The organism is Streptomyces sp. Ru62 (assembly GCF_002920615.1).
In the GTDB taxonomy this organism is placed as follows: domain Bacteria; phylum Actinomycetota; class Actinomycetes; order Streptomycetales; family Streptomycetaceae; genus Streptomyces.
Map to the genome: position 1 here is coordinate 107,909 of NZ_PQSU01000019.1, position 19,490 is coordinate 127,398.

The 19,490-nt window shown below is 72.8% G+C and carries 17 protein-coding genes; 5 read left to right on the forward strand and 12 right to left on the reverse strand.

The window, feature by feature from the left end:
• The first annotated feature begins 283 nt into the window (after nucleotides 1-283).
• The gene (locus C3492_RS25560; protein ID WP_103814413.1) at nucleotides 284-1,102 is read left to right on the forward strand and encodes a GntR family transcriptional regulator; all 819 of its coding nucleotides are present in this window, start codon (nucleotides 284-286) and stop codon (nucleotides 1,100-1,102) included.
• 27 nt (nucleotides 1,103-1,129) lie between these two features.
• On the opposite strand, the gene C3492_RS25565 is transcribed toward C3492_RS25560, so the two are convergent.
• The 3 genes from C3492_RS25565 to C3492_RS25575 form a co-directional block, all read right to left on the reverse strand.
• Nucleotides 1,130-1,720 (reverse strand): DUF6299 family protein, encoded by a 591-nt coding sequence (locus C3492_RS25565; RefSeq protein WP_219822092.1) that lies wholly within the window; start codon nucleotides 1,718-1,720, stop codon nucleotides 1,130-1,132.
• Nucleotides 1,721-1,888: 168 nt separating this feature from the next.
• Nucleotides 1,889-2,287 (reverse strand): RidA family protein, encoded by a 399-nt coding sequence (locus C3492_RS25570; RefSeq protein WP_103814535.1) that lies wholly within the window; start codon nucleotides 2,285-2,287, stop codon nucleotides 1,889-1,891.
• On the reverse strand, nucleotides 2,284-3,414 hold the full coding sequence (locus C3492_RS25575; protein ID WP_103814415.1) for an acyl-CoA dehydrogenase family protein: 1,131 nt from the start codon (nucleotides 3,412-3,414) through the stop codon (nucleotides 2,284-2,286). The genes C3492_RS25570 and C3492_RS25575 overlap by 4 nt, the downstream gene beginning before the upstream one ends.
• 206 nt (nucleotides 3,415-3,620) lie before the next feature.
• Here C3492_RS25575 and C3492_RS25580 point away from each other — a divergent pair, with 206 nt between their 5' ends.
• Nucleotides 3,621-5,213, forward strand: a complete 1,593-nt coding sequence (locus tag C3492_RS25580) for an AMP-binding protein (RefSeq protein ID WP_103814417.1) — start codon at nucleotides 3,621-3,623, stop codon at nucleotides 5,211-5,213.
• Nucleotides 5,214-5,228: 15 nt separating this feature from the next.
• Nucleotides 5,229-6,041 (forward strand): PaaX family transcriptional regulator C-terminal domain-containing protein, encoded by an 813-nt coding sequence (locus tag C3492_RS25585; RefSeq protein ID WP_103814419.1) that lies wholly within the window; start codon nucleotides 5,229-5,231, stop codon nucleotides 6,039-6,041.
• 27 nt (nucleotides 6,042-6,068) lie between these two features.
• Here C3492_RS25585 and C3492_RS25590 read toward each other — a convergent pair whose 3' ends face one another.
• A complete protein-coding gene (locus tag C3492_RS25590) occupies nucleotides 6,069-8,336 on the reverse strand; it encodes a bifunctional salicylyl-CoA 5-hydroxylase/oxidoreductase (RefSeq protein ID WP_103814421.1) in 2,268 nt (755 codons plus the stop codon).
• Nucleotides 8,337-8,342: 6 nt separating this feature from the next.
• On the reverse strand, nucleotides 8,343-9,170 hold the full coding sequence (locus C3492_RS25595) for an enoyl-CoA hydratase family protein (RefSeq protein ID WP_103814423.1): 828 nt from the start codon (nucleotides 9,168-9,170) through the stop codon (nucleotides 8,343-8,345).
• 310 nt (nucleotides 9,171-9,480) lie between these two features.
• Here C3492_RS25595 and C3492_RS25600 point away from each other — a divergent pair, with 310 nt between their 5' ends.
• Nucleotides 9,481-9,933, forward strand: a complete 453-nt coding sequence (locus tag C3492_RS25600) for an ATP-binding protein (RefSeq protein WP_103814425.1) — start codon at nucleotides 9,481-9,483, stop codon at nucleotides 9,931-9,933.
• Here C3492_RS25600 and C3492_RS25605 read toward each other — a convergent pair.
• The 4 genes from C3492_RS25605 to C3492_RS25620 all read right to left on the reverse strand — a co-directional run bounded on the left by C3492_RS25605 (nucleotide 9,893) and on the right by C3492_RS25620 (nucleotide 15,322).
• A complete protein-coding gene (locus C3492_RS25605) occupies nucleotides 9,893-11,338 on the reverse strand; it encodes an amino acid permease (protein ID WP_103814426.1) in 1,446 nt (481 codons plus the stop codon). The two genes, C3492_RS25600 and C3492_RS25605, sit on opposite strands and share 41 nt — an antisense overlap.
• Before the next feature lie 111 nt (nucleotides 11,339-11,449).
• Nucleotides 11,450-12,472, reverse strand: a complete 1,023-nt coding sequence (gene argF, locus C3492_RS25610; protein WP_103814428.1) for an ornithine carbamoyltransferase — start codon at nucleotides 12,470-12,472, stop codon at nucleotides 11,450-11,452.
• A 98-nt stretch (nucleotides 12,473-12,570) separates the two neighbouring features.
• Nucleotides 12,571-13,794 (reverse strand): arginine deiminase, encoded by a 1,224-nt coding sequence (locus C3492_RS25615; RefSeq protein WP_103814430.1) that lies wholly within the window; start codon nucleotides 13,792-13,794, stop codon nucleotides 12,571-12,573.
• 166 nt (nucleotides 13,795-13,960) lie between these two features.
• Nucleotides 13,961-15,322 carry a macro domain-containing protein gene (locus tag C3492_RS25620; RefSeq protein WP_258055885.1) on the reverse strand — a complete coding sequence of 454 codons (1,362 nt, stop codon included), beginning with the start codon at nucleotides 15,320-15,322 and terminating at the stop codon, nucleotides 13,961-13,963.
• A 101-nt stretch (nucleotides 15,323-15,423) separates the two neighbouring features.
• Here C3492_RS25620 and C3492_RS25625 point away from each other — a divergent pair, with 101 nt between their 5' ends.
• A complete protein-coding gene (locus C3492_RS25625; RefSeq protein ID WP_258055886.1) occupies nucleotides 15,424-16,338 on the forward strand; it encodes a macro domain-containing protein in 915 nt (304 codons plus the stop codon).
• Nucleotides 16,339-16,428: 90 nt separating this feature from the next.
• Here C3492_RS25625 and C3492_RS25630 read toward each other — a convergent pair whose 3' ends face one another.
• From C3492_RS25630 to C3492_RS25640, 3 genes are read right to left on the reverse strand one after another with little or no spacing between them, the layout of a single operon-like run.
• Entirely contained in the window at nucleotides 16,429-17,169 is a 741-nt protein-coding gene (locus C3492_RS25630; protein ID WP_103814432.1) for a TIR domain-containing protein, read from the reverse strand.
• Entirely contained in the window at nucleotides 17,166-18,743 is a 1,578-nt protein-coding gene (locus C3492_RS25635) for a hypothetical protein (protein WP_103814434.1), read from the reverse strand. Before C3492_RS25635 ends, C3492_RS25630 begins: the two co-directional genes overlap by 4 nt.
• A gap of 21 nt (nucleotides 18,744-18,764) precedes the next feature.
• Nucleotides 18,765-19,379: a hypothetical protein gene (locus C3492_RS25640; RefSeq protein WP_103814436.1), complete on the reverse strand. Its 615-nt coding sequence runs from the start codon at nucleotides 19,377-19,379 to the stop codon at nucleotides 18,765-18,767.
• Between the last annotated feature and the right edge of the window lie 111 nt (nucleotides 19,380-19,490).

Genomic DNA, 19,490 nt, shown 5'->3' on the forward strand with positions numbered 1-19,490 from the left:
CCACTAACCCCCCACGCCCTCGGCGGTGACCTGCGTACGACGCTGTTGCACGTAGGGCTCGGGACCTGGCCACTAATGGTGTAGACCAGTACGGTGGAGCTTGGCCTAGACCTTTTGGAGTGTCAAGGGTGGTTCGGAAAGCCGGTCCGGGCCGTTACGAGAAAGTCACCGGAGTGCGTCCGTCCGCATTCCGTCCCTTTCGCCCGGACCGTTCAGTTGGACTAGACCATAGGGCAGTTGGTCGCTATAACGGGAGACCGTCGACACAGCCGGGAAGGCAGGCATGACCACCGACGTCAGCAGCGCCCAGCCGCACAGGGGGGCGTCCGGCCGCACCGCGCGCGTGCCGAAGTACTACCGGATCAAGCAGCAACTGCTCTCCATGGCCGAGGCGCTGCAGCCCGGTTCGGCCATGCCCGCGGAACGTCTGCTCGCCGTCCGGTTCGACACCTCACGGACCACCGTCCGGCAGGCGCTCCAGGAACTCGTGGGCGAGGGCCGGCTCGACCGGATCCAGGGCAAGGGGACCTTCGTCGCCCAGCCCAAGCTGTACCGCACGCTGCAACTCACCTCGCACACCGAGGACATGCGGGCCCAGGGCCTCACACCGGCCTCGCAGACGCTCGACATCGGGGAGGCTCCGGCGGACGAGAAGCTGGCGGGCCTGCTGGGCATCGGGATCGGCGAGAAGGTGCTGCGCATCGAGCGGCTGAGGCTCGCCAGCGGCGACCCGATGGCGATCGAGACGACCCATCTGTCCGTCCGCCGCTTCCCCGGCCTGCGCCGGTCCCTCGCCACGTACCCCTCGCTCTACACGGCGCTCGCCGAGGTGTACGGCGTCCATCTCGCCGAGGCCGACGAGACCATCGAGACCTCGCTGTCGACCCCGCGCGAGGCGCAGTTGCTCGGCACCGACGTGGGGCTGCCGATGCTGCTGCTGTCCCGGCACTCGCGGGACGCGGCGGGAACCCCGGTCGAGTGGGTGCGCTCGGTGTACCGGGGTTCCCGCTACAAGTTCGTGGCCGCCCTGCGCCGGCCGGGCGCCCCGGTGGTCCGGTGCAGGACGGCCCCGCCGGAACCGGACGGGACCGGCCGCGTCTGAAGCAGGGGACGCGGGCTGAGCCGTGGATCAGCGAACGGGCACGGCGGGCGTCTTCGCCGACGACTTGCCCGGCGCCTTCGGTGACGACTTGGCCGAGGGCTTCGCCGGCGCCTTGGATGACGACTTGCCCGAGGACTTCGCCGGCGCCTTCGACGACGACTTGCCCGAAGCCTTCTCCGGCGTCGAGGGCGCGTCGGACCGAGCGAGCTCGATGTCCTGGTGCGAGACCGCGTGGAAGGACGGCAGCACGATGATGCCGGAGGGACGCAGCTCCGTCAGGGTGGCCTCCACGTGCGCCGCCCCCTCCTTCAGCACCTCCGGAGAGGCCTTGCCGGAGTGCTCCCACCGGTGTTCCGCCCCGTCGCACTGGGCGACGCTGCCGCCGATGCCGTGGTGGAGGCCGGGGTCGCCCTGGCTGACCGAGGAGCTGACGAGCACCGGTCCGGTGCCGCCGGTGCAGCGGTAGGTGCCGGAGAGCGTCACCGTGCCGTCGGACGTGATCCGGCCGACGTGGTCCACCGTGATCAGCTCGGAGGGGTCGGCGGCGACCGGGCCGACGGCTGTGCACAGCAGGGCGGCGGCGCCGAGGGTCGTGACGACGACGGGGCGTAGGGGCATGGGATACCTCCGGGTTCCAGGGGTTCGAGGGCTTCCACTGGTACCGGGCGGCCGGGTCGGCGGGCGTGACCGTCACTCCTTCGGTGGCGCGTCATGACACCGTCCGGGCCGCTCACGGCGGGGCCCGGGCCGGTCACGGCAGCGTCCGGCACCACGCCCCCGGCCCGGCTACGGCAGTACGGCGAACCCGTCCAGCTCGACCAGCGCCCGCTCGTCCCACAGGCGTACGACCTCCACGACGGCCATCGCCGGATAGTCGCGGCCCGCCGACTGGCGCCAGATCCGGCCGAGTTGCCGCGCGTGGGCGCGGTACGCGGCGACGTCCGTGGCGTAGACGGTGACCCGGGCGAGGTCGGCTGGGGTGCCGCCGGCCGCGCGCAGGGCGGCGAGGAGGTTGCCGAGGGCCTTCGCGAACTGCTCGGGCAGCGTGTCGCCGGTGATCTTGCCGTCGGCGTCCAGGGCGGTCTGCCCGGCGAGGAACACCACGCGGGAGCCGGCCGCGACGACGGCGTGCGAGAAGCCCGTGGGCGGGGACAGTCCGGGCGGGTTGACGCGCTCGGTCGTCACCGTGCCTCCTTCTGTGCCGTGGCGTACAAGTCCTTGGCGATGATGCCGCGTTGTACCTCGCTCGCCCCCTCGTAGATGCGGGGCGCGCGCACCTCGCGGTAGAGGTGTTCGAGGAGGTGGCCGCGGCGCAGGGCGCGGGCGCCGTGCAACTGGACGGCGGTGTCGACGACGTACTGCGCGGTCTCCGTGGCGAGCAGCTTGGCCATCGCGGCGCGCCGGGGCACGTCGGCGGCACCGGCGTCGTGGGCCGCGGCGGCCGCGTACACCATGAGCCGGGCCGCCTCGGTGCGCAGGGCCATCTCGGCGACCTGGTGGGACACGGCCTGGAGGTCCATCAGTCTCCCGTGGAAGGCCTCGCGCCGGCTGGTGTGGTCCACGGTGGCGTCCAGCGCGGCCTGGGCCATGCCGACCGCGAAGGCGCCGACGCTGGGACGGAAGAGGTTGAGGGTGCCCATGGCGACGGCGAAGCCGCGGCCGGGCTCGCCGAGCAGATCGCCGGCGGTGACCGGCACGGCGTCGAAGCCGAGGGTGCCGATGGGGTGCGGCGAGATCATCTCCAGCGGACTGCCGGTGAGTCCGGGCCGGTCGGCGGGGACGAGGAAGGCGGTCACCCCACGGGCGCCGGCGCCGGGCGTGGTGCGGGCGAAGACGGTGTAGAAGTCGGCCTCGGGGGCGTTGGAGATCCAGCACTTGGCGCCCGTGAGCCGCCAGCCGTCGCCGTCCGGTTCGGCCGCGAGGGTGAGCGCCGCCGCGTCCGAGCCGGCGCCGGGCTCGCTGAGCGCGAAGGCCGCCACCGCGCTGCCGTCGGCGACCCGGGGCAGCCAGCGCTCCCGCTGGGCCGGGGTGCCGTGGGCGTGCACCGGGTGGGCGCCGAGCCCCTGGAGGGCGAGGGCGGTCTCGGCCTCCGTGCAGGTCTGGGCCAGGGACTCCCGCATCAGGCACAGGTCCAGCGCACCGGAGTCGAACAGCCGCGCGAGCAGGCCGAGCCGGCCGAGTTCGGCGAGGAGCGGCCGGTTGACGCGGCCGGGTTCGCCTCGATCGGCGAGCGGGCGCAGCCGTTCGGCGGCCAGCTCGCGCAGCTCGGCACACCAGGCGGTCTGCTCCGGTCCGAGTGAGAATGCGGACACAGCCGGTCCTCCCTCCGGGGCGGGTCCGTGGCCGTCCCCACGTCCTTCCCTGCCCACCGCCCGACGTTATCGCGCACAGTTGACTGCCGTCACCAACACGATACGCTGGGGGTCCCCCTCTGGGGGAGCGCGAGCCCACCAGGAAGCCCGTCCGGACATCCGTCCCGGATGTCGCGGACCTCTGCCACGGCAAGGGGGCGGCCGCCATGCATCGCTCGGCCCACGTCGACACCTTCGCGCGCGACCATCTGCCCCCGCCGCACGAGTGGCCCGAGCTGCGGTTCGACCTGCCGGAGCTGCGGTACCCCGACCGGCTCAACTGCGCCGCCGAACTCCTGGACCACGCCGACCCGGCCCGCCCGGTGTTCCACACCCCGGACGGCCCCACCTGGACGTACGGAGAGCTGCGCGCGCGGGTCGACCGCATCGCACACGTGCTCACCGGCACCCTGGGCGTGGTCCCGGGCAACCGCGTGCTGCTGCGCGGCCCGACCACGCCCTGGCTCGCCGCCTGCTGGCTGGCCGTGCTGAAGGCGGGCGCGGTCGCGGTCACCGTGCTGGCCCAGCAGCGCCCGTACGAGCTGGCGACCCTGTGCGAGATCGCCCGGGTCGGGCACGCGCTGTGCGACATCCGGGTGGTGGACGACCTGGCGAAGGCCGCGGTACCCGGGCTGCGGATCACGACGTACGGCGGTGACACCCCCGACGACCTGCTGCGCCGGCCGGCCCCCGCCGACCCCTACCCGGCGGTGGACACCGCCTCCGACGACGTCGCCCTGATCGCGTTCACCTCCGGCACGACGGGTCGCCCGAAAGGGTGCATGCACTTCCACCGGGATGTGCTGGCGGCAGCCGACACGTTCTCCCGGCATCTGGTGCGCCCCCAGCGGGACGACGTCTTCACCGGAAGTCCCCCGCTGGGCTTCACCTTCGGCCTCGGCGGACTGGTGATCTTCCCGCTGCGGGCCGGCGCCAGCGCCCTGCTCCTCGAACAGGCGGGCCCCCGGCAACTGCTCCCCGCGATAGCCGAGCACCGCGTCTCGGTCCTGTTCACCGCGCCGACCGCCTACCGCACCATGCTGGAGGAGCTGGACACGTACGACGTGTCGTCCCTGCGGCGCTGTGTGTCGGCCGGCGAGAACCTGCCGACGGCCACCTGGCGGGCCTGGCACGAGCGCACGGGCCTGCGGGTCATCAACGGCATCGGCGCCACGGAACTGCTGCACATCTTCATCTCCGCCGCCGACGAGCGGATCCGGCCCGGGACCACGGGCCTGCCGGTGCCGGGCTGGCAGGCGCGCGTCCAGGACGCCGACGGCAGGCCAGTGCCCGACGGCGAGCCCGGCCTGCTGGCCGTACGCGGCCCGGTCGGCTGCCGCTACCTCGCCGATCCCCGGCAGCGGCACTACGTCCGGGGCGGCTGGAACATCACCGGCGACACCTACGTCCGCGAGGCCGACGGCTACTTCCGCTATGTGGCCCGCGCCGACGACATGATCATATCCGCCGGGTACAACATCGCGGGCCCGGAGGTGGAGGAGGCGCTGCTGCGCCATCCGGACGTGGCCGAGACGGCGGTCGTCGGCCACCCCGACGAGGCCCGCGGCCAGGTGGCGATCGCCTACACGGTGCTGCGCGCCGGGGCCCGGCGCGACCCGGCGGCCCTGCGCGCGTTCCTCACCTCCCAGCTGGCGCCCTACAAGTGCCCGCGCGAGTTCGTCTTCCTCGACGCGCTGCCCCGCACGGCCACCGGCAAGCTGCAGCGGTTCAAGCTGCGGACCGGAGGTGACCAGCAGTGATGCCGACGACCTAAAATGATCAACGTGTCCGAGCAGCACGCCCCCAGGTCCCTCATCGTCACGCTCTACGGCGCGTACGGCCGCTTCATGCCCGGCCCGGTGCCCGTCGCCGAGCTGATCCGGCTCCTGGCCGCGGTCGGCGTGGACGCTCCCTCCGTACGTTCCTCGGTGTCCCGGCTCAAACGGCGCGGCCTGCTGTCACCGGCCCGCACCGAGTCCGGCGCGGCTGGATACGAACTCTCCGCCGAGGCCCGGCAGTTGCTGGAGGACGGCGACCGGCGCATCTACGCGGGCGCGCCCGTCGCGGACGAGGGCTGGGTGCTCGCGGTGTTCTCGGTCCCGGAGTCGGAGCGGCAGAAGCGGCACGTGCTGCGCTCCCGGCTGGCCGGGCTGGGCTTCGGCACGGCGGCCCCCGGGGTGTGGATCGCCCCGGCCCGGCTGTACGAGGAGACGGAGCACACCCTGCGGCGGCTGCGCCTGGACGCGTACGTGGACTTCTTCCGCGGCGAGCACCTGGGCTTCGCGGCCACGGCCGAGGCGGTGGGCCGCTGGTGGGACCTGGCCGCGATCGCCAAGGAGCACGAACGTTTCCTGGACGCGCACGCGCCCGTGCTCCAGGCCTGGGAGCGCCGGCCCGGCACCCCGCCCCAGGAGGCGTACCACGACTACCTCCTCGCCCTCGACTCCTGGCGCCACCTCCCCTACACCGACCCGGGCCTGCCCACCCACCTCCTCCCGGCGGACTGGCCGGGCGTCCGCTCGGCCCAGGTATTCCGCCGCCTGCACGAACGGCTGCGCGACGCGGGCGCGGAGTTCGCCGGGCTGTGACACCCGGCGTTCCACGGGCAGTGGATCTCAGCCGTTGAGGGAGAGGCGGGGGCGGGGGGCGTCGGTACGGCCGGTGCGCGGGCGCCGGCTGCCCGCGCGGTAGGGGGCGGGCCAGACCGCGCCGGGTCCCTCGTAGCCCTGTTCGGCCGCCGCGTGCAGGGTCCAGTGCGGGTCGTACAGGTGCGGCCGGGCCAGCGCGCACAGGTCCGCGCGGCCCGCCAGGATCAGCGAGTTGACGTCGTCCCACGAGGAGATCGCGCCGACCGCGATCACCGGGACGCGGACCTCCTGCCGGATCCGGTCGGCGAACGGCGTCTGGTACGACCGCCCGAACTCCGGCCGCTCCTCGGCCACCACCTGCCCGGTCGAGACGTCGATGGCGTCGGCGCCGTGCGCGGCGAAGGCGCGGGCGATCTCGACGGCGTCCTCGGCGGTCGTCCCACCCTCCGCCCAGTCGGTCGCCGAGATCCGCACCGTCATCGGCCGCTCGCCCGGCCACACCTCGCGGACGGCGTCGAAGACCTCCAGCGGGAACCGCAGCCGCCTCTCCAGGGAGCCGCCGTAGGCGTCGGTGCGGTGATTGGTGAGCGGGGAGAGGAAACCGGAGAGCAGATAGCCGTGTGCGCAGTGCAGTTCGAGCAGGTCGAAGCCGGCCCGGGCGGCCCGCCAGGCGGCCGCCGCGAACTGCTCGCGGATGTCGGTGAGCTGGGCGCGGGAGAGCCCGCGCGGTATCTGGCTGCCCGGCTTGTACGGCAGCGGGGAGGGGGCCACGACGGGCCAGTTGCCGCTGGGCAGCGGCTCGTCCATGCCCTCCCACATCAGCTTCGTGGAGCCCTTGCGGCCGGAGTGCCCGAGCTGTACGCCGATCGCGGCGCCCGGGGCCTGGCGGTGCACGAAGTCGGTGACGCGCCGCCACGCCTCGGCCTGCCGGCCGGTGTAGAGGCCCGCGCAGCCGGGGGTGATGCGCCCCTCCTCGCTGACGCACGCCATCTCGGTCATCACGAGGCCGGCCCCGCCGAGGGCGCGCGCGCCCAGGTGGACGAGGTGGAAGTCGCCGGGGACCCCGTCGGTGGCGCAGTACATGTCCATCGGTGACACGACGACCCGGTTGCGCAGGGTGAGGCCGCGCAGCCGGAACGGCGTGAACATCGGGGGCGTACCGGGCGGGCAGCCGAACTCGCGCTCCACGGCCTCGGTGAAGCGGGCGTCGCGCAGCCGGAGGTTGTCGTGGGTGACCCGGCGGCTGCGGGTGAGCAGGTTGAAGGCGAACTGGCGGGGCGGCTGGCCCAGGTACAGCCGCAGGTTCTCGAACCACTCCAGGCTGGCCCGGGCGGCCCGCTGCGTGGAGGCGACGACGGGCTTGCGCTCCTCCTCGTAGGCCGCCAGCGCGCCGGGCACGTCCGGCTGTTCCGTCAGACAGGCGGCCAGGGCGAGGGCGTCCTCGACGGCGAGCTTTGTGCCGGAGCCGATGGAGAAGTGGGCGGTGTGGGCGGCGTCGCCGAGGAGGACGACGTTGCCGTGCGACCAGCGCTCGTTGACCACGGTGCGGAAGGTGGTCCAGGCGGACTTGCCGGAGCGCAGGGGGCGCCCGCCGAGCGCGTCGGCGAAGACCTTGGCGCAGCGTTCGACGGACTCCTGCGGCGTGAGTTCGTCGTATCCCGCCGCCCGCCAGACCTCCTCGCGCATCTCGATGATCACGGTGGAAGAGTCTGCCGCATAGGGATAGCCGTGCAGCTGCATCACGCCGTGTTCCGTCTCGGCGATCTCGAAGCGGAAGGCATCGAAGGGGAAGTCGGCGGCGAGCCAGATGTAGCGGCAGTGGTGATCGGTCACCTGGGGGCGGAACACATGGGAGTAGGTCTCGCGGGTGGTGCTGTGCACACCGTCGGCGGCGATGACGAGGTCGTGGTCCGCCGAGAGCCGGTCGACGGGTGGCGCCTCGGTGGAGAACCGCAGCTCCACGCCCAGGGAGCGGCAGCGCGTGTGGAGGATCTCCAGCAGCCGGTGCCGGCCGAGCGCGGCGAACCCGTGGCCGCCGGAGCGGTGCCGTGTGCCGCGGCGCACTATGTCGATGTCGTCCCAGCGCACGAAGTCGCGCCGCAGGGCTTCGTGGACGACGGGGTCGGCGTGTTCGATGCCGCCGAGGGTCTCGTCGGAGAGGACCACGCCGAAGCCGAAGGTCTCATCGGGGGCGTTGCGTTCCCAGACGGTGACGTCGCGGGCGGGGTCGAGGCGTTTCAGCAGGGCGGCGGCGTAGAGTCCGCCGGGGCCGCCGCCGATGATCGCCACGCGCACCGGGCCTCACCTCCCCCGCCACTTCGGCGGGCGCTTCTCCGTGAAGGCCGCGTGGAACTCCGCGTAGTCCTCGCCGTTCATCAGCAGGGCCTGGGTCGAGGCGTCCAGTTCCACCGCGGCCGCCAGGGGCATGTCCAGCTCGGCCGTGAGCAGCGCCTTGGTCTGGGCGTGGGCGAGGGCCGGGCCCTCGGCCAGGCGGCGGGCCAGCTCGGCGGCCGTCTGGTCCGCCCGGCCCTCCTCCGCGAGCTCGCTGATCAGGCCGATGCGCTCGGCCTCGGGGGCCCGCACCGGCTCGCCCAGCATCAGCAGCCGGGTGGCGTGACCGAGGCCGACGACCCGGGGCAGCAGGTAGGCCGCGCCCATGTCGCCGCCGGACAGGCCGACCCGGGTGAAGAGGAAGGCGAAGCGGGCCGAGGGGTCGGCGATCCGGAAGTCGGCCGCCAGGGCGAGGACCGCGCCCGCGCCGGCCGCCACGCCGTGCACCGCCGCGATCACCGGGAACGGGCATTCGCGGATCGCCCGGACGACCTGGCCGGTCATCCGGTTGAAGTCGAGCAGCTGGGCCGTGTCCATGGCCAGCGTGGCGCCGATGATCTCGTCGACGTCACCGCCGGAGCAGAAGCCGCGGCCCTCGCCGGCCAGGACGAGGGCGCGCACCGCGCGCTCCCGGGACAGCTCGGCGAGCAGGTCGCGCAGATCGGCGTAGGCGCCGAAGGTGAGCGCGTTGAGTTTCTCGGGGCGGGCGAGGGTGACGGTGGCCACCCCGTCGGCGATCCCGACCCGCAGGTGTGCCCAGTCGGCGGTGCGGGGGGCGGAGCCGGTGAAGGGACTCATGACGTGCGGCCTCCTAGCGCGGCGGTGCCGTACGTTGCTCTACCCCACGAAGTTATCACCTGTTCGTGACTGTCGTCACCAGAACGCGACATGCCCGTCGGCGCGCTGCCGCGACCGGCCGCGTCCCGTCGCATCGGTCACCGGTTGTCGACAGCGCCGTAACAGTGCGGACGCGCGGGCGAGGCGGGCCGTTCGCCTGGGTAGGTCGCCCGGTGCCGGGGCCCGAGGGGTCCCGGACGCAGCCCGGCGACGGCCTTCAGTGGCCGGGCCCGTACCATTCCTACAGTCGGAAAGCAGGACAGCCTGCTCCATGAACGGACTCGCCTTGCACGAACGCCCCGCCGAATCGGCCTCCTGGCGCATCGCGCTGCCGCACACCGCGGCGGCGGTGCCCGTGGCGCGCGCCCTGGTGCGCACGGCCCTCACCGAGGTGGAGCACGTGACCGACTGCGACACGGCGGAGCTGCTCACGGCCGAGCTGGTGGCCAACGCGGTGGAGCACACCGCCGGGCGCGGCCCGATAGAGCTGGTGGTGGAGCTGGCGCCGACCGGTTGCCAGGTCGAGGTGCACGACCCGGACCCGGCGCCGCCCGGGCACCTGACCCGGCCCGTGATCGAGGAGCCCGACGTCTGGCAGGAGGGCGGGCGCGGGCTGCTGCTGATCCGCGCCCTCAGCTCGTCCTGCGGGCACCGCCCCACCCCGTCGGGCAAGGCGGTGTGGTTCAGACTGCCTGTGGTTCCCGCTCAGCGCCGGCCGGCGTGACCTCGGCGGCCGGCCGCGCCAGCGTGGAGTGCCGGCGGCCGTAGCCGGCGTAGACCAGCAGGCCCACCCCGAGGAACACGGCGAACTGGATCCAGGTCCGCCAGCCGGTCTCGTACATCAGGTACAGGCAGAAGGCGACGCCGAGCAGCGGGGCCACCGGGTAGAGCGGCACCCGGAAGCTTCGGGAGAGGCCCGGTTCGCGGCGGCGCAGGGCGATCACCACGATGTTGACGACGGCCATGATGGCGAGCGTGCCGATGGTGCACAGGTTCATCACGGCGTCCAGGGAGGCGAAGGCCGCCGGGAGCGCGAAGACGACCGCGACGATCAGGGTGCCGGCGACCGGTGTGGAGGTCTTCGGGCTGACCTTCTCGAAGACGCGCGGGATCAGGCCGTCCCGGGACATCGACATCAGGATGCGGGTCTGGCCGTACATCACGGCGAGGACCACGGAGGCGATGGCGACGACCGCGCCGAAGGCGATGACACCGCCGCCGACGGCGGAGCCGGTGACCTCGTTGACGACGTAGGAGAGGGCGGCGGGCCGGCCGGCGACCTGGTCGCCGCCGATGGCGCCGATCGCGGCGAGCGCGACCGCGCAGTACAGCAGCGTCACGAGCCCCATGCACACCATGATCGCGACCGGGATGTCCCGGCGCGGGTTCTTCGCCTCCTCGCCGGCGGTGGTGATCGCGTCGAAGCCGATGTAGGAGAAGAACGCGGCGGTGGTGCCCGCGCCGATGCCGCCGAGGCCGGCCGGGGAGAACGGCGTGAGGTTGCCGTGCTTGAAGGCGCTGTAGCCGATGGCGCAGAAGGCGAGGAGGATCGCGAGCTTCACCGCGGCCATGGCGGCGGTGGCCCGGGCGCTCTCGCGCACCCCGCGCACCAGCAGCACGGAGGCCATGGCGATGACGAGCACGGCGGGGAGGTTGACGAGGCCGCCGTCGCCGGGTCCCGCGGACAGGGCGGCCGGGAGCTGGAGGCCGGTGAGGCTGTGCAGCAGCTCGTTGACGTACTCGCTCCAGCCGACCGCGACGGCCGAGATGGAGATGCCGTACTCCAGCAGCAGGCACCAGCCGACCAGGAAGGCGGTGGACTCGCCGAGGCCGGCGTAGGCGAAGGAGTACGAGGAGCCGGAGACCGGGATGGCACCGCCCAGCTCCGCGAAGGAGAAGGCGGTGAAGACGCAGGTCAGCGCGGCGAGGACGAAGGAGATGACGACGGCGGGGCCGGCCTGTGCCACGGAGTCGGACAGACCGACGAAGATGCCGGTGCCGACGATGGCGCCGACGCCGAAGCAGATGAGCTGGAAGAGGCCCATGGTGCGCTTCAGGCCGTGTCCCTCGCGGTCGGCTCCGGATTCGGCGACGAGCAGGTGCGGGGACTTGATGCGGGGAGCGGGCATGCGGGTGGTGCTCGTTTCTGGTGGTGCGGGCGCCCGTCATAGGGGCGCGGCGTCGGCTCCGAGAAGGGGTGGCTCGGGGCCGCCGGTCAGGATAAGGCCTGGTGAGGCGGGTCAGGCAAGGGTTTCCCGGCCGAGTGTGGCGACCAGCACCGCCTTGATGGTGTGCAGGCGGTTCTCGGCCTCGTCGAAGACGATCGAGTGGGCGGACTCGAAGACCTCGTCCGTCACCTCCAGCGACGCCAGGCCGTGGGTCTCGTGGATCTGCTGCCCCACCGTGGTGCCGAGGTCGTGGAAGGCCGGCAGGCAGTGCAGGAACTTCACGTCCGGGTTGCCGGTGGCGTGGAGCACGTCCATGGTCACGGCGTAGGGGGCGAGGGCCGTGATCCGCTCGTCCCACACCTCCTTGGGCTCTCCCATGGAGACCCAGACGTCGGTGGCGACGAAGTCCGCACCCAGGACGCCCTCGGTGATGTCCTCGGTGAGGGTGACGCGGGCACCACTGGTCGCGGCGAGCTCGTGGGCGCGGTCGACGATCTCCTGGGCGGGCCAGTAGGCCTTCGGGGCGACGATCCGTACGTCCATGCCGAGCAGGGCACCGGTGACCAGGTACGAGTTGCCCATGTTGAAGCGGGCGTCGCCGAGGTAGGCGAAGGCGATCTTCCGCAGCGGCTTGGCGCTGTGCTCGGTCATGGTGAGCACGTCGGCGAGCATCTGGGTGGGGTGCCAGTCGTCGGTGAGGCCGTTGTAGACGGGCACGCCGGCGTAGGCGGCCAGTTCCTCGATCTTGGCCTGGCTGTCGCCCCGGTACTCGATGCCGTCGAACATCCGGCCCAGCACGCGCGCGGTGTCCCTGACCGACTCCTTGTGCCCGATCTGCGAGCCCGAGGGGTCGAGGTAGGTGGTGTGGGCGCCCTGGTCGGCGGCGGCGACCTCGAACGCGCAGCGGGTGCGCGTCGAGGTCTTCTCGAAGATCAGCGCGATGTTCCTGCCCCGCAGGCAGGGGGTCTCGGTCCCGGCCTTCTTGGCGGCCTTCAGCTCGGCGGCCAGCTCGACCAGGCCGCGGAACTCCTCCTCGGTGAAGTCGAGCTCCTTGAGGAAGTGGCGGCCGGCGAGGGCGGTCGGGACTGTCGCCATGGGGGGCGCTCCAGATGTATGACTACAGGGGACGTTGGAAGTCTATACGACCCTTCACATTTCTATGCGATCTCATACTTCGATCTCATACCGCGATCTCATACGGGGTCCCGCTCCACCGGACAGCTCATGCACCGGGGGCCGCCCCTGCCCCGGCCCAGCTCGCTGCCCGGGATCTCGATCACCTCGATGCCCTGCTTGCGCAGATGCGTGTTGGTGGTGGAGTTCCGCTCGTAGGCGACCACGACGCCGGGTTCGACGGCGAGGACGTTGCAGCCGTCGTCCCACTGCTCGCGCTCGGCGGCGTGCACGTCCTGCGTGGCGGTCAGCACCCTGATCTCGCCGAGGCCGAGCGCGGCGGCGATCGCGCGGTGCATGTGCTCCGCCGGATGGTCGGTGACCTTCAGCTCGCGCTCGCCGACGCCCGGCTCGATGGTGTACGAGCGGAGCATGCCGAGGCCGGCGTACTGGGTGAAGGTGTCGCCGTCGACCATGGTCATCACCGTGTCGAGATGCATGAAGGCGCGCCGCTTCGGCATGTCGAGCGCGACGATCGTACGGGCGGAACCGGCCGCGAACAGCTTGTGCGCCAGCATCTCCACGGCCTGCGGGGTGGTGCGCTCGCTCATGCCGATCAGCACGGCGCCGTTGCCGATCACCAGGACGTCGCCGCCCTCGATGGTGGAGGGGTAGTCCGCCTGCCCCCGGGACCACACATGGAACGTTTCGTCACGGAACAGCGGGTGGTGGCGGTAGATCGCCTCGAAGTGGACGGTCTCCCGCTGCCGGGCCGGCCAGCGCATGGCGTTGATGGAGACGCCGTCGTAGATCCACGCCGAGGTGTCGCGGGTGAAGAGGTGGTTGGGCAGCGGGCGGAGCAGGAAGTCGTCCAGCTCCATGACGTGGAAGCGGACCGAGGTCGGTTCCGCGTGCTCCGCCAGGAACTCCCGCTTGGTCATGCCGCCGACCAGGGCCTCGGCCAGCTCGCCCGGGGTCATCCGGTCGAAGGCGGCGCGCAGGTGGTCGGTGGCGAGCGGGCCGTACTCCTTCTCGTCGAAGACCCGGTCCAGGACGAGCGCGCGGGCCTCGGGGAGCGCCAGGGTCTCGGCGAGCAGGTCCCCGAAGAGGTGCACCTCGACCCCCCGGTCGCGCAGTACGTCGGCGAAGCCGTCGTGCTCGGCGCGCGCCCGGCGCACCCAGAGCACGTCGTCGAAGAGCAGGGCGTCCTTGTTGCTGGGGGTGAGCCTCTTGAGCTCCAGATCCGGCCGGTGCAGGATGACGCGGCGCAGCCGCCCGGCCTCGGAGTCGACATGGAATCCCATGCCTCCATCCTGACCACCGGGGCCCCGCTTCACCCGCCCCTCGGCGGTTTCCGCGCCCGCCGGTTTCCGCGCCCGGTACCGGCCGGCGACTCCCGGAAGCGTTCCGGAAGCGGACGGTGACTGTCGGCGGAAGCGGGTGCGGGGCTTCGCTGGGGGTGTGAACAGCTCAGACCGTGCCGGCCGGCGGGAGCACCGGGCCCCGCTCGTCCGCGTCCCGCAGGAACGCCTCGACCGCCGAGAGGTCGGTCCGCTCCAGCTCCTCGTCCCGGACGACGATCCGCAGCTCGGGGCAGACGGCCGGGTCCTGGCGCAGGCTCTCGGTGAAGGTCTCGACGATCAGCGACAGCAGCTGGGTGTGGTCGAGTTCGACCAGGCGGGACAGGCCGGCGCCGATGAGCGGTATCGCCACCGGCCTGAACAGGCCGTGCCGGGCGACCGACGGCCACAGGCGTTCCAGGCTCAGCCGCAGGTCGGCCGGGGCGGACCGGGCACGCAGGTCGTTGCCCAGCCGGGAGTAGGCGAGGGCGAAGACCCGGCGTTTGCCCACCGGGACCGGCACGGCCGTGCCGATCGGGTAGCGGGTGCGCCGGCCGCGCGGCTTGGCCCGGACGCTCTCGGTGGCCAGCGGGGTGACCTCCCTCAGCCCCCGGCGCAGCTGGTCGTCGAGCAGCCGGTGCCGCCCTTCGAAGAGGCGGTCGACGAGCTGCCCCTGCACGCTCTCCCGGCTGATGACGATGTCGTCGGTGGAGGTGTCGAAGGTGTCGGAGAACCCCACGACCAGGTTGGCGTCCTCCTGGTCGAACAGGTCGCCGCGCACCACGACGACGTCCACCCGCAGCCCGCGCAGCGTGTGGCGCAGCAGTTCGTCGCCGTGCCGCTCGCGCAGCCGGGCGTTCAGACGGGCGAGGGCCGCGGCGGCCTCCGGGTCGTCCGGGCGTTCCCGGGCGGCCTGTTCGGCCACCGGCAGGGCGAGGTCGTAGCGGCCCAGCGCGGTGTGGCCGGCGATCAGTTCCCGCAGCGCGGTCTCCCTGAGCTGGGTCAGCCGCCGGACCGGCGCGCGCGCGAACTGCTCGTCCCGCACCTCGGTCAGCGGCCGGCCGCGCCACAGCCGCAGGGCGTCGGTGAGCAGCCGGACGGCCGAGGCCGGTGCCGCGCGCAGCGCGTCGCCCACCAGGCGTGTGAACTGCGCGCTGTCCAGTTCGTCGTCGGCGAGGTCGAGCCGGTAGGTGCTCTCGGCGCCGCGCGCGGTGGGCAGCCGGCCGGTGCGCACGACCCGGGCGCCGTGTCCGGGGCCGGCGCGGTCGAACGCGCGCCGCAGCTCCAGGATCCGTTTCTGCACCTCGTTGCGGTTGCGCAGGTCCTGGTGCGGCAGTTCCACGGTCGGCTGCCAGACGTCCAGGTACAGCCGGCGGGCGGTGATCGCCTCGCCGTCGGCGGCGACCAGCCGGAGCAGCAGCCGGGCGGTGAGCGGGGTGAGGCGCACGGCGGCGCCGTTCACGTCCAGCCGGACGGGGCCCAGAACGCTCACCCGTATGCACGGTGCACGGGTCTGCACGCGCCTCGCCCCCTCCGCCGCGTGACGTCCCGTCAACAGTGCGGTCAGCGTACCAAGGTGCCCCGGAGGCAAGCATGCGATTGACCGGTCCCCGCCCGTCGCCGCGGGCCGCGCGGCCGCGCCTCCTGCGCTCGTGGCGCGAACGGCGGGTGTTCGCGGGCAGCGTGCTGGCGGCCTTCGGCGGGGTGTCGGCCGTCGTGCAGTTCGCCGGCCAGCTGTTCCCGGACGTCGTGTCCCGGCCCGGGCTGGTGCTGGCCGGCTCCGTGACCCTGTGCCTGGCCTGGGGGCTCGCCCGGGCGCGTCCCCAGGCCGCCGTACGGCAGGAGTTCACCCGCCCCGGGATGACGGTGGTGGTCGAGGAGGGCGACCTCTTCGAGCAGCCCGGCCAGCTCGTGGTGGGGTTCACCGACACGTTCGACACCGTCGTGGACGACGGTGTCGTCATCAACGACGGCAGTGTGCAGGGGCAGTTGCTCGCCCGGCGCTACGCGGGGGACGCCCGGCGGCTGGACGCGGAACTGGCCGCCGCGCTCGCGGGGGTGACCCCGGTGGCGTGGGAGAGCGCGCGGGACAAGCCGCGGGGCAAGCGGGCCCGGTACCCGGTCGGCACGGTCGCCGTCCTCGGCACCCGGCCCGACCTCGTCTTCGCCGTCGCCTACAGCCGGATGGGCAACGACTGCGTCGCCTCCTCCAAGGTGCAGGACCTGTGGCTCGGCCTGGACCGGCTGTGGGACGCCGTCCACCGGCACGGCCAGCTCGAACGCCTCACCATGCCGTTGACCGGCGCGGGCCTGGCCCGGCTGCACGACCTGGACGAGGACAGTTTGCTGCGGCTGATCCTGCTGTCCTTCGTCGTGCACTCCTGGGAGCGGCCGGTCTGCCGCGAACTGCACGTGGTGGTCCGCCCCGGTGAGCTGGGGCGGATCGACCTGCCGGAGACCGGCGCCTTCCTGGCCGGTCTGGCGGCGGGCGCCCGGCGCCATGTCTGACGCCGGGCGACGCCCGCCCCGGTGACGGGGCGTTGAGCGGTACGGGCCCGTCCCCCGACTGTGGACGAACCACCGGGCCCGTACCGCGGCTCAGTGGGCCGGCGGTGTCGCCCGCCCGGTGCGGCCGTACGCCGCCAGATGGCGGTACGGCCAGGTCTGGAGCCAGTCGGAACGGGTGTCGTCGACCGCGCAGCCCGCCAGCTTCAGCCGCTCGGCGATCTTGCGCAGGGCGGTTTCCGTGCCGTCGAACCGGATGACGTTGCGGCCCGCGACGTCGGCGATCGGGCGCAGCTGTCCGACCTCCACCATCAGGGTGCGCTCCGGGTAGGCCATCAGCACCATGCCCAGCTCGATGAGCACGTTGGGCCGGGGCTGACCGGTGGGCTCGGTCTCGTACGGCGGCTCGTTGCGGCCGCGCAGGTCCGGGTGGAGCTGGACGACGTCGTCCGGGGTGAGCAGCACGAGGGCCGCCTGGGCCAGCTCGGGGGCCCCGGCGACGACCTCACCGAGGAACGGCGCCGTCTTGCCGGTGGCGTTGACCAGGTCCTCCCACTCCAGCGGACGCAGATCGAGCAGGCGCAGCAGGTCGAACATCCTCAGGCGCACCTCCTCGTCCCGGCCGTGGACGACGAAGACGTTGCGGCGGCGGTCCGGGGCGGGGCCGTCCTGGTCCGGGCCGGTGCCGTGGGCGGCGGCGGGAGGAGCGCCGTAGTAGTTCTGCGTGCCCGAGTTGGTGGTGTTGTTGTCGCCGGTGACGAAGCTGTTGTGGCGGCCGAAGTCGTTCCGGCTCCCGTAGTCGCTGCTGTTGCCGCCCGTGGAGGTGTGCGTCATGCGGATCCCGCCCCCTGACCGCCGTTCGGGCCGCCGAAGTTCTGCGTGCCCGAGTTGGTGGTGTTGTTGTCGCCGTGCACGAAGCTGTTGTTGTGCCCGTAGTTGTTGAGGATGTTGGTCTGGCGGGCCTCGTGCTCCGTGAGGTCCACGTTGTGCTCGTACAGGAAGTCACGGACGACGTGGAGGAACTGGCGCTCCACGATCTGCGTGTACTTGATGGTGTCGGTCTCCTGGAAGAAGACGTGGAAGTGGGGGCTGGTCGCCATCTCCCGGACGCTGGTGACCGCCCCGCGGTTGAGCAGGGCGTCCGCGTAGCGGCCGAGGCCGAACTCGCTGGTGTCGGCCGGCTGCGGCACCCGGATCTTCTCCTTGCTCCACGGCAGCCGCGGGAGCAGCTGGGCGCCCGCCGCCTTCGCCGCGGCCGACCGCACCGCGGAGTGGGGCGTGCCGCGCAGGGTGTGCCAGGCCAGCTTGAGCAGCAGCCGTTCGTCCAGGGCGGCGGGGAGCCGGTCCACCAGCTGGAAGCTCGCCCGGACCGGCGCCAGCACGTACGAGTAGAACTCGGTGTGCAGGGTGTTCCCCTTGAGGTCGAAGCCCACGAACGCCGTGGTGACCAGCTCCTGGTCCCAGGACCCCACCCGGATGCACAGATAGTCGCGCCCGGTGTCCTGGACGTCCCGCCAGTCGCCGTCGAGCTGCTCGGGGGTCGGCTCCGCCACACCCCGCAGCGTCGTGACGGCCGTGGTGAAGGTGCTGCGCTCGACGGCCAGGCCCTCGATCCGCTGCGCCGGGCGGGCCTGGGCGCGCAGCCGGGCGGTCATGCGGTCGGCGACGTAGGCGGTCAGCTCCTCGACGGTGAAGGGGACGACCTCCTTGCGCTTGGGCTCCTGGCCCAGGGCGCCGGGTGCCGCGGCCGGGCCCGCGCCGGGGCGGCCGTCGAACACCCCGAGCGGCGCGCCGATCAGCAGCTCCGCGTTGGACCAGCGGCGCACCTGCGTGCCCGCGCCGACGAACGGCTTGTAGCCGCCGTAGCGGATCACCGTGCCGTCCGAGGTCTGCTCCCGCCTGATCTTGTCGACCAGTTGGGGCGTCAGCTCCGGGTGCTCGGGGTAGGAACCGTCGAACCCCCGGCCCCGGCCTCCCTCACCGGCCGGCGGGGCGAGCCGGCGCGTCAGCGTCTGGAGGGTGACGACCCGCCGCAGGAAGGCGGTGACCCACAGCAGCCACAGCACGGCCAGCAGCGCGGTGAACCCGTTCAGCGCGCCGGCCGGTACGAGGACGAGCATGAGCGCGGCGCCCGCGGCCAGCACGGCCAGCCGGATGCGCTGGAGCCGGCGCGCCGCCAGGGCGTGCGCGAGCACGGGCACCGCGTCGTACCCGTACGACGGGGCCACCACCCGGTACCGGTGGGTCAGCAGCTCGCGGATGACACCGGCGCGGTAGACGGGGTCGAGGTAGGTGCCCGCGCAGAGCAGCCGAGTGGCGTTGCTCGTCGCGTCCGCGGCCGGGCGGGCCGCGGCCGGCCGGTCCGGTTCCGGCGACGGAGCGGGCACGGTGAGGAAGTCGCTCGCCATTGTCTTCTCGCTCCGCTCTGCTCAGCCGGTGGGGGTCATGGAGGCGTCGGTGATGACACCGTCGACCACGGTGTACCGGCCGCTGTACGACTTCTGCGTGCCGTCCGTCTGCCGGGCGAGGAGATCCACCCAGACCGTGTCGCCCTGCACGGACTCGATGGTGACGTCGTCCCGCTCGGTGGTGGCGAAGCCCGACACGAAGGAGCTGTAGGACGCGTCGAGGTTCTTGCCGCCCAGGTCCCAGGCGGTCCGGTAGTCGCGCTCGTTGATGGCCTCGAAGAAGGAGGTCACCGTGCCGGAGGGGCTGTCGCTCGCCTCGGGGCTCTCGGTGCCGGCAGGGGCGGAAGCGGTGTCCGTGGGGTCGGCGCTGTCGGTGGACGCCCAGGTCGGCGTCTCGTACGCCGTGGAGGTGTCCGGTGCCGGCGTGGCCGGGGACGGGTCGTAACCGCCGGAGTATCCGCTGGAGTAGCCGTCCGAGTAGCCGCCGGAGTAGCCGGCGTCGTCCTCCGGGCCCAGGTGGGGCGCGATGCCCATGAGCAGGATCAGCAGAAAGGGGACTCCACCGATGAGCAGTGCGTACGTCCGCTCCCTACCGCCGGCGGGTAAGAGGCTCGGCGGCTCGTAGGTGTGGTTCATGGGTCCTCGCAACTCCCGGCAGCCGGCCGGGGCCTCGCTCGTTCCGTCGGTATGACGACAGTCACTCTGCCCGACATCCGCCGGGCGGGCGCCGGTTTCACGCTTCCGATG

Bases quoted from the DNA above. Each gene is read 5' to 3' on its own strand.
- C3492_RS25600 (WP_103814425.1), top strand. From the start codon at position 9,481: ATGAACGGACTCGCCTTGCACGAACGCCCCGCCGAATCGGCCTCCTGG.
- C3492_RS25585 (WP_103814419.1), top strand. From the start codon at position 5,229: ATGATCAACGTGTCCGAGCAGCACGCCCCCAGGTCCCTCATCGTCACG.
- C3492_RS25625 (WP_258055886.1), top strand. From the start codon at position 15,424: ATGCGATTGACCGGTCCCCGCCCGTCGCCGCGGGCCGCGCGGCCGCGC.
- C3492_RS25630 (WP_103814432.1), bottom strand. From the start codon at position 17,169: ATGACGCACACCTCCACGGGCGGCAACAGCAGCGACTACGGGAGCCGG.
- C3492_RS25635 (WP_103814434.1), bottom strand. From the start codon at position 18,743: ATGGCGAGCGACTTCCTCACCGTGCCCGCTCCGTCGCCGGAACCGGAC.
- C3492_RS25565 (WP_219822092.1), bottom strand. From the start codon at position 1,720: ATGCCCCTACGCCCCGTCGTCGTCACGACCCTCGGCGCCGCCGCCCTG.
- argF (WP_103814428.1), bottom strand. From the start codon at position 12,472: ATGGCGACAGTCCCGACCGCCCTCGCCGGCCGCCACTTCCTCAAGGAG.
- C3492_RS25615 (WP_103814430.1), bottom strand. From the start codon at position 13,794: ATGGGATTCCATGTCGACTCCGAGGCCGGGCGGCTGCGCCGCGTCATC.
- C3492_RS25595 (WP_103814423.1), bottom strand. From the start codon at position 9,170: ATGAGTCCCTTCACCGGCTCCGCCCCCCGCACCGCCGACTGGGCACAC.
- C3492_RS25605 (WP_103814426.1), bottom strand. From the start codon at position 11,338: ATGCCCGCTCCCCGCATCAAGTCCCCGCACCTGCTCGTCGCCGAATCC.
- C3492_RS25640 (WP_103814436.1), bottom strand. From the start codon at position 19,379: ATGAACCACACCTACGAGCCGCCGAGCCTCTTACCCGCCGGCGGTAGG.
- C3492_RS25580 (WP_103814417.1), top strand. From the start codon at position 3,621: ATGCATCGCTCGGCCCACGTCGACACCTTCGCGCGCGACCATCTGCCC.
- C3492_RS25560 (WP_103814413.1), top strand. From the start codon at position 284: ATGACCACCGACGTCAGCAGCGCCCAGCCGCACAGGGGGGCGTCCGGC.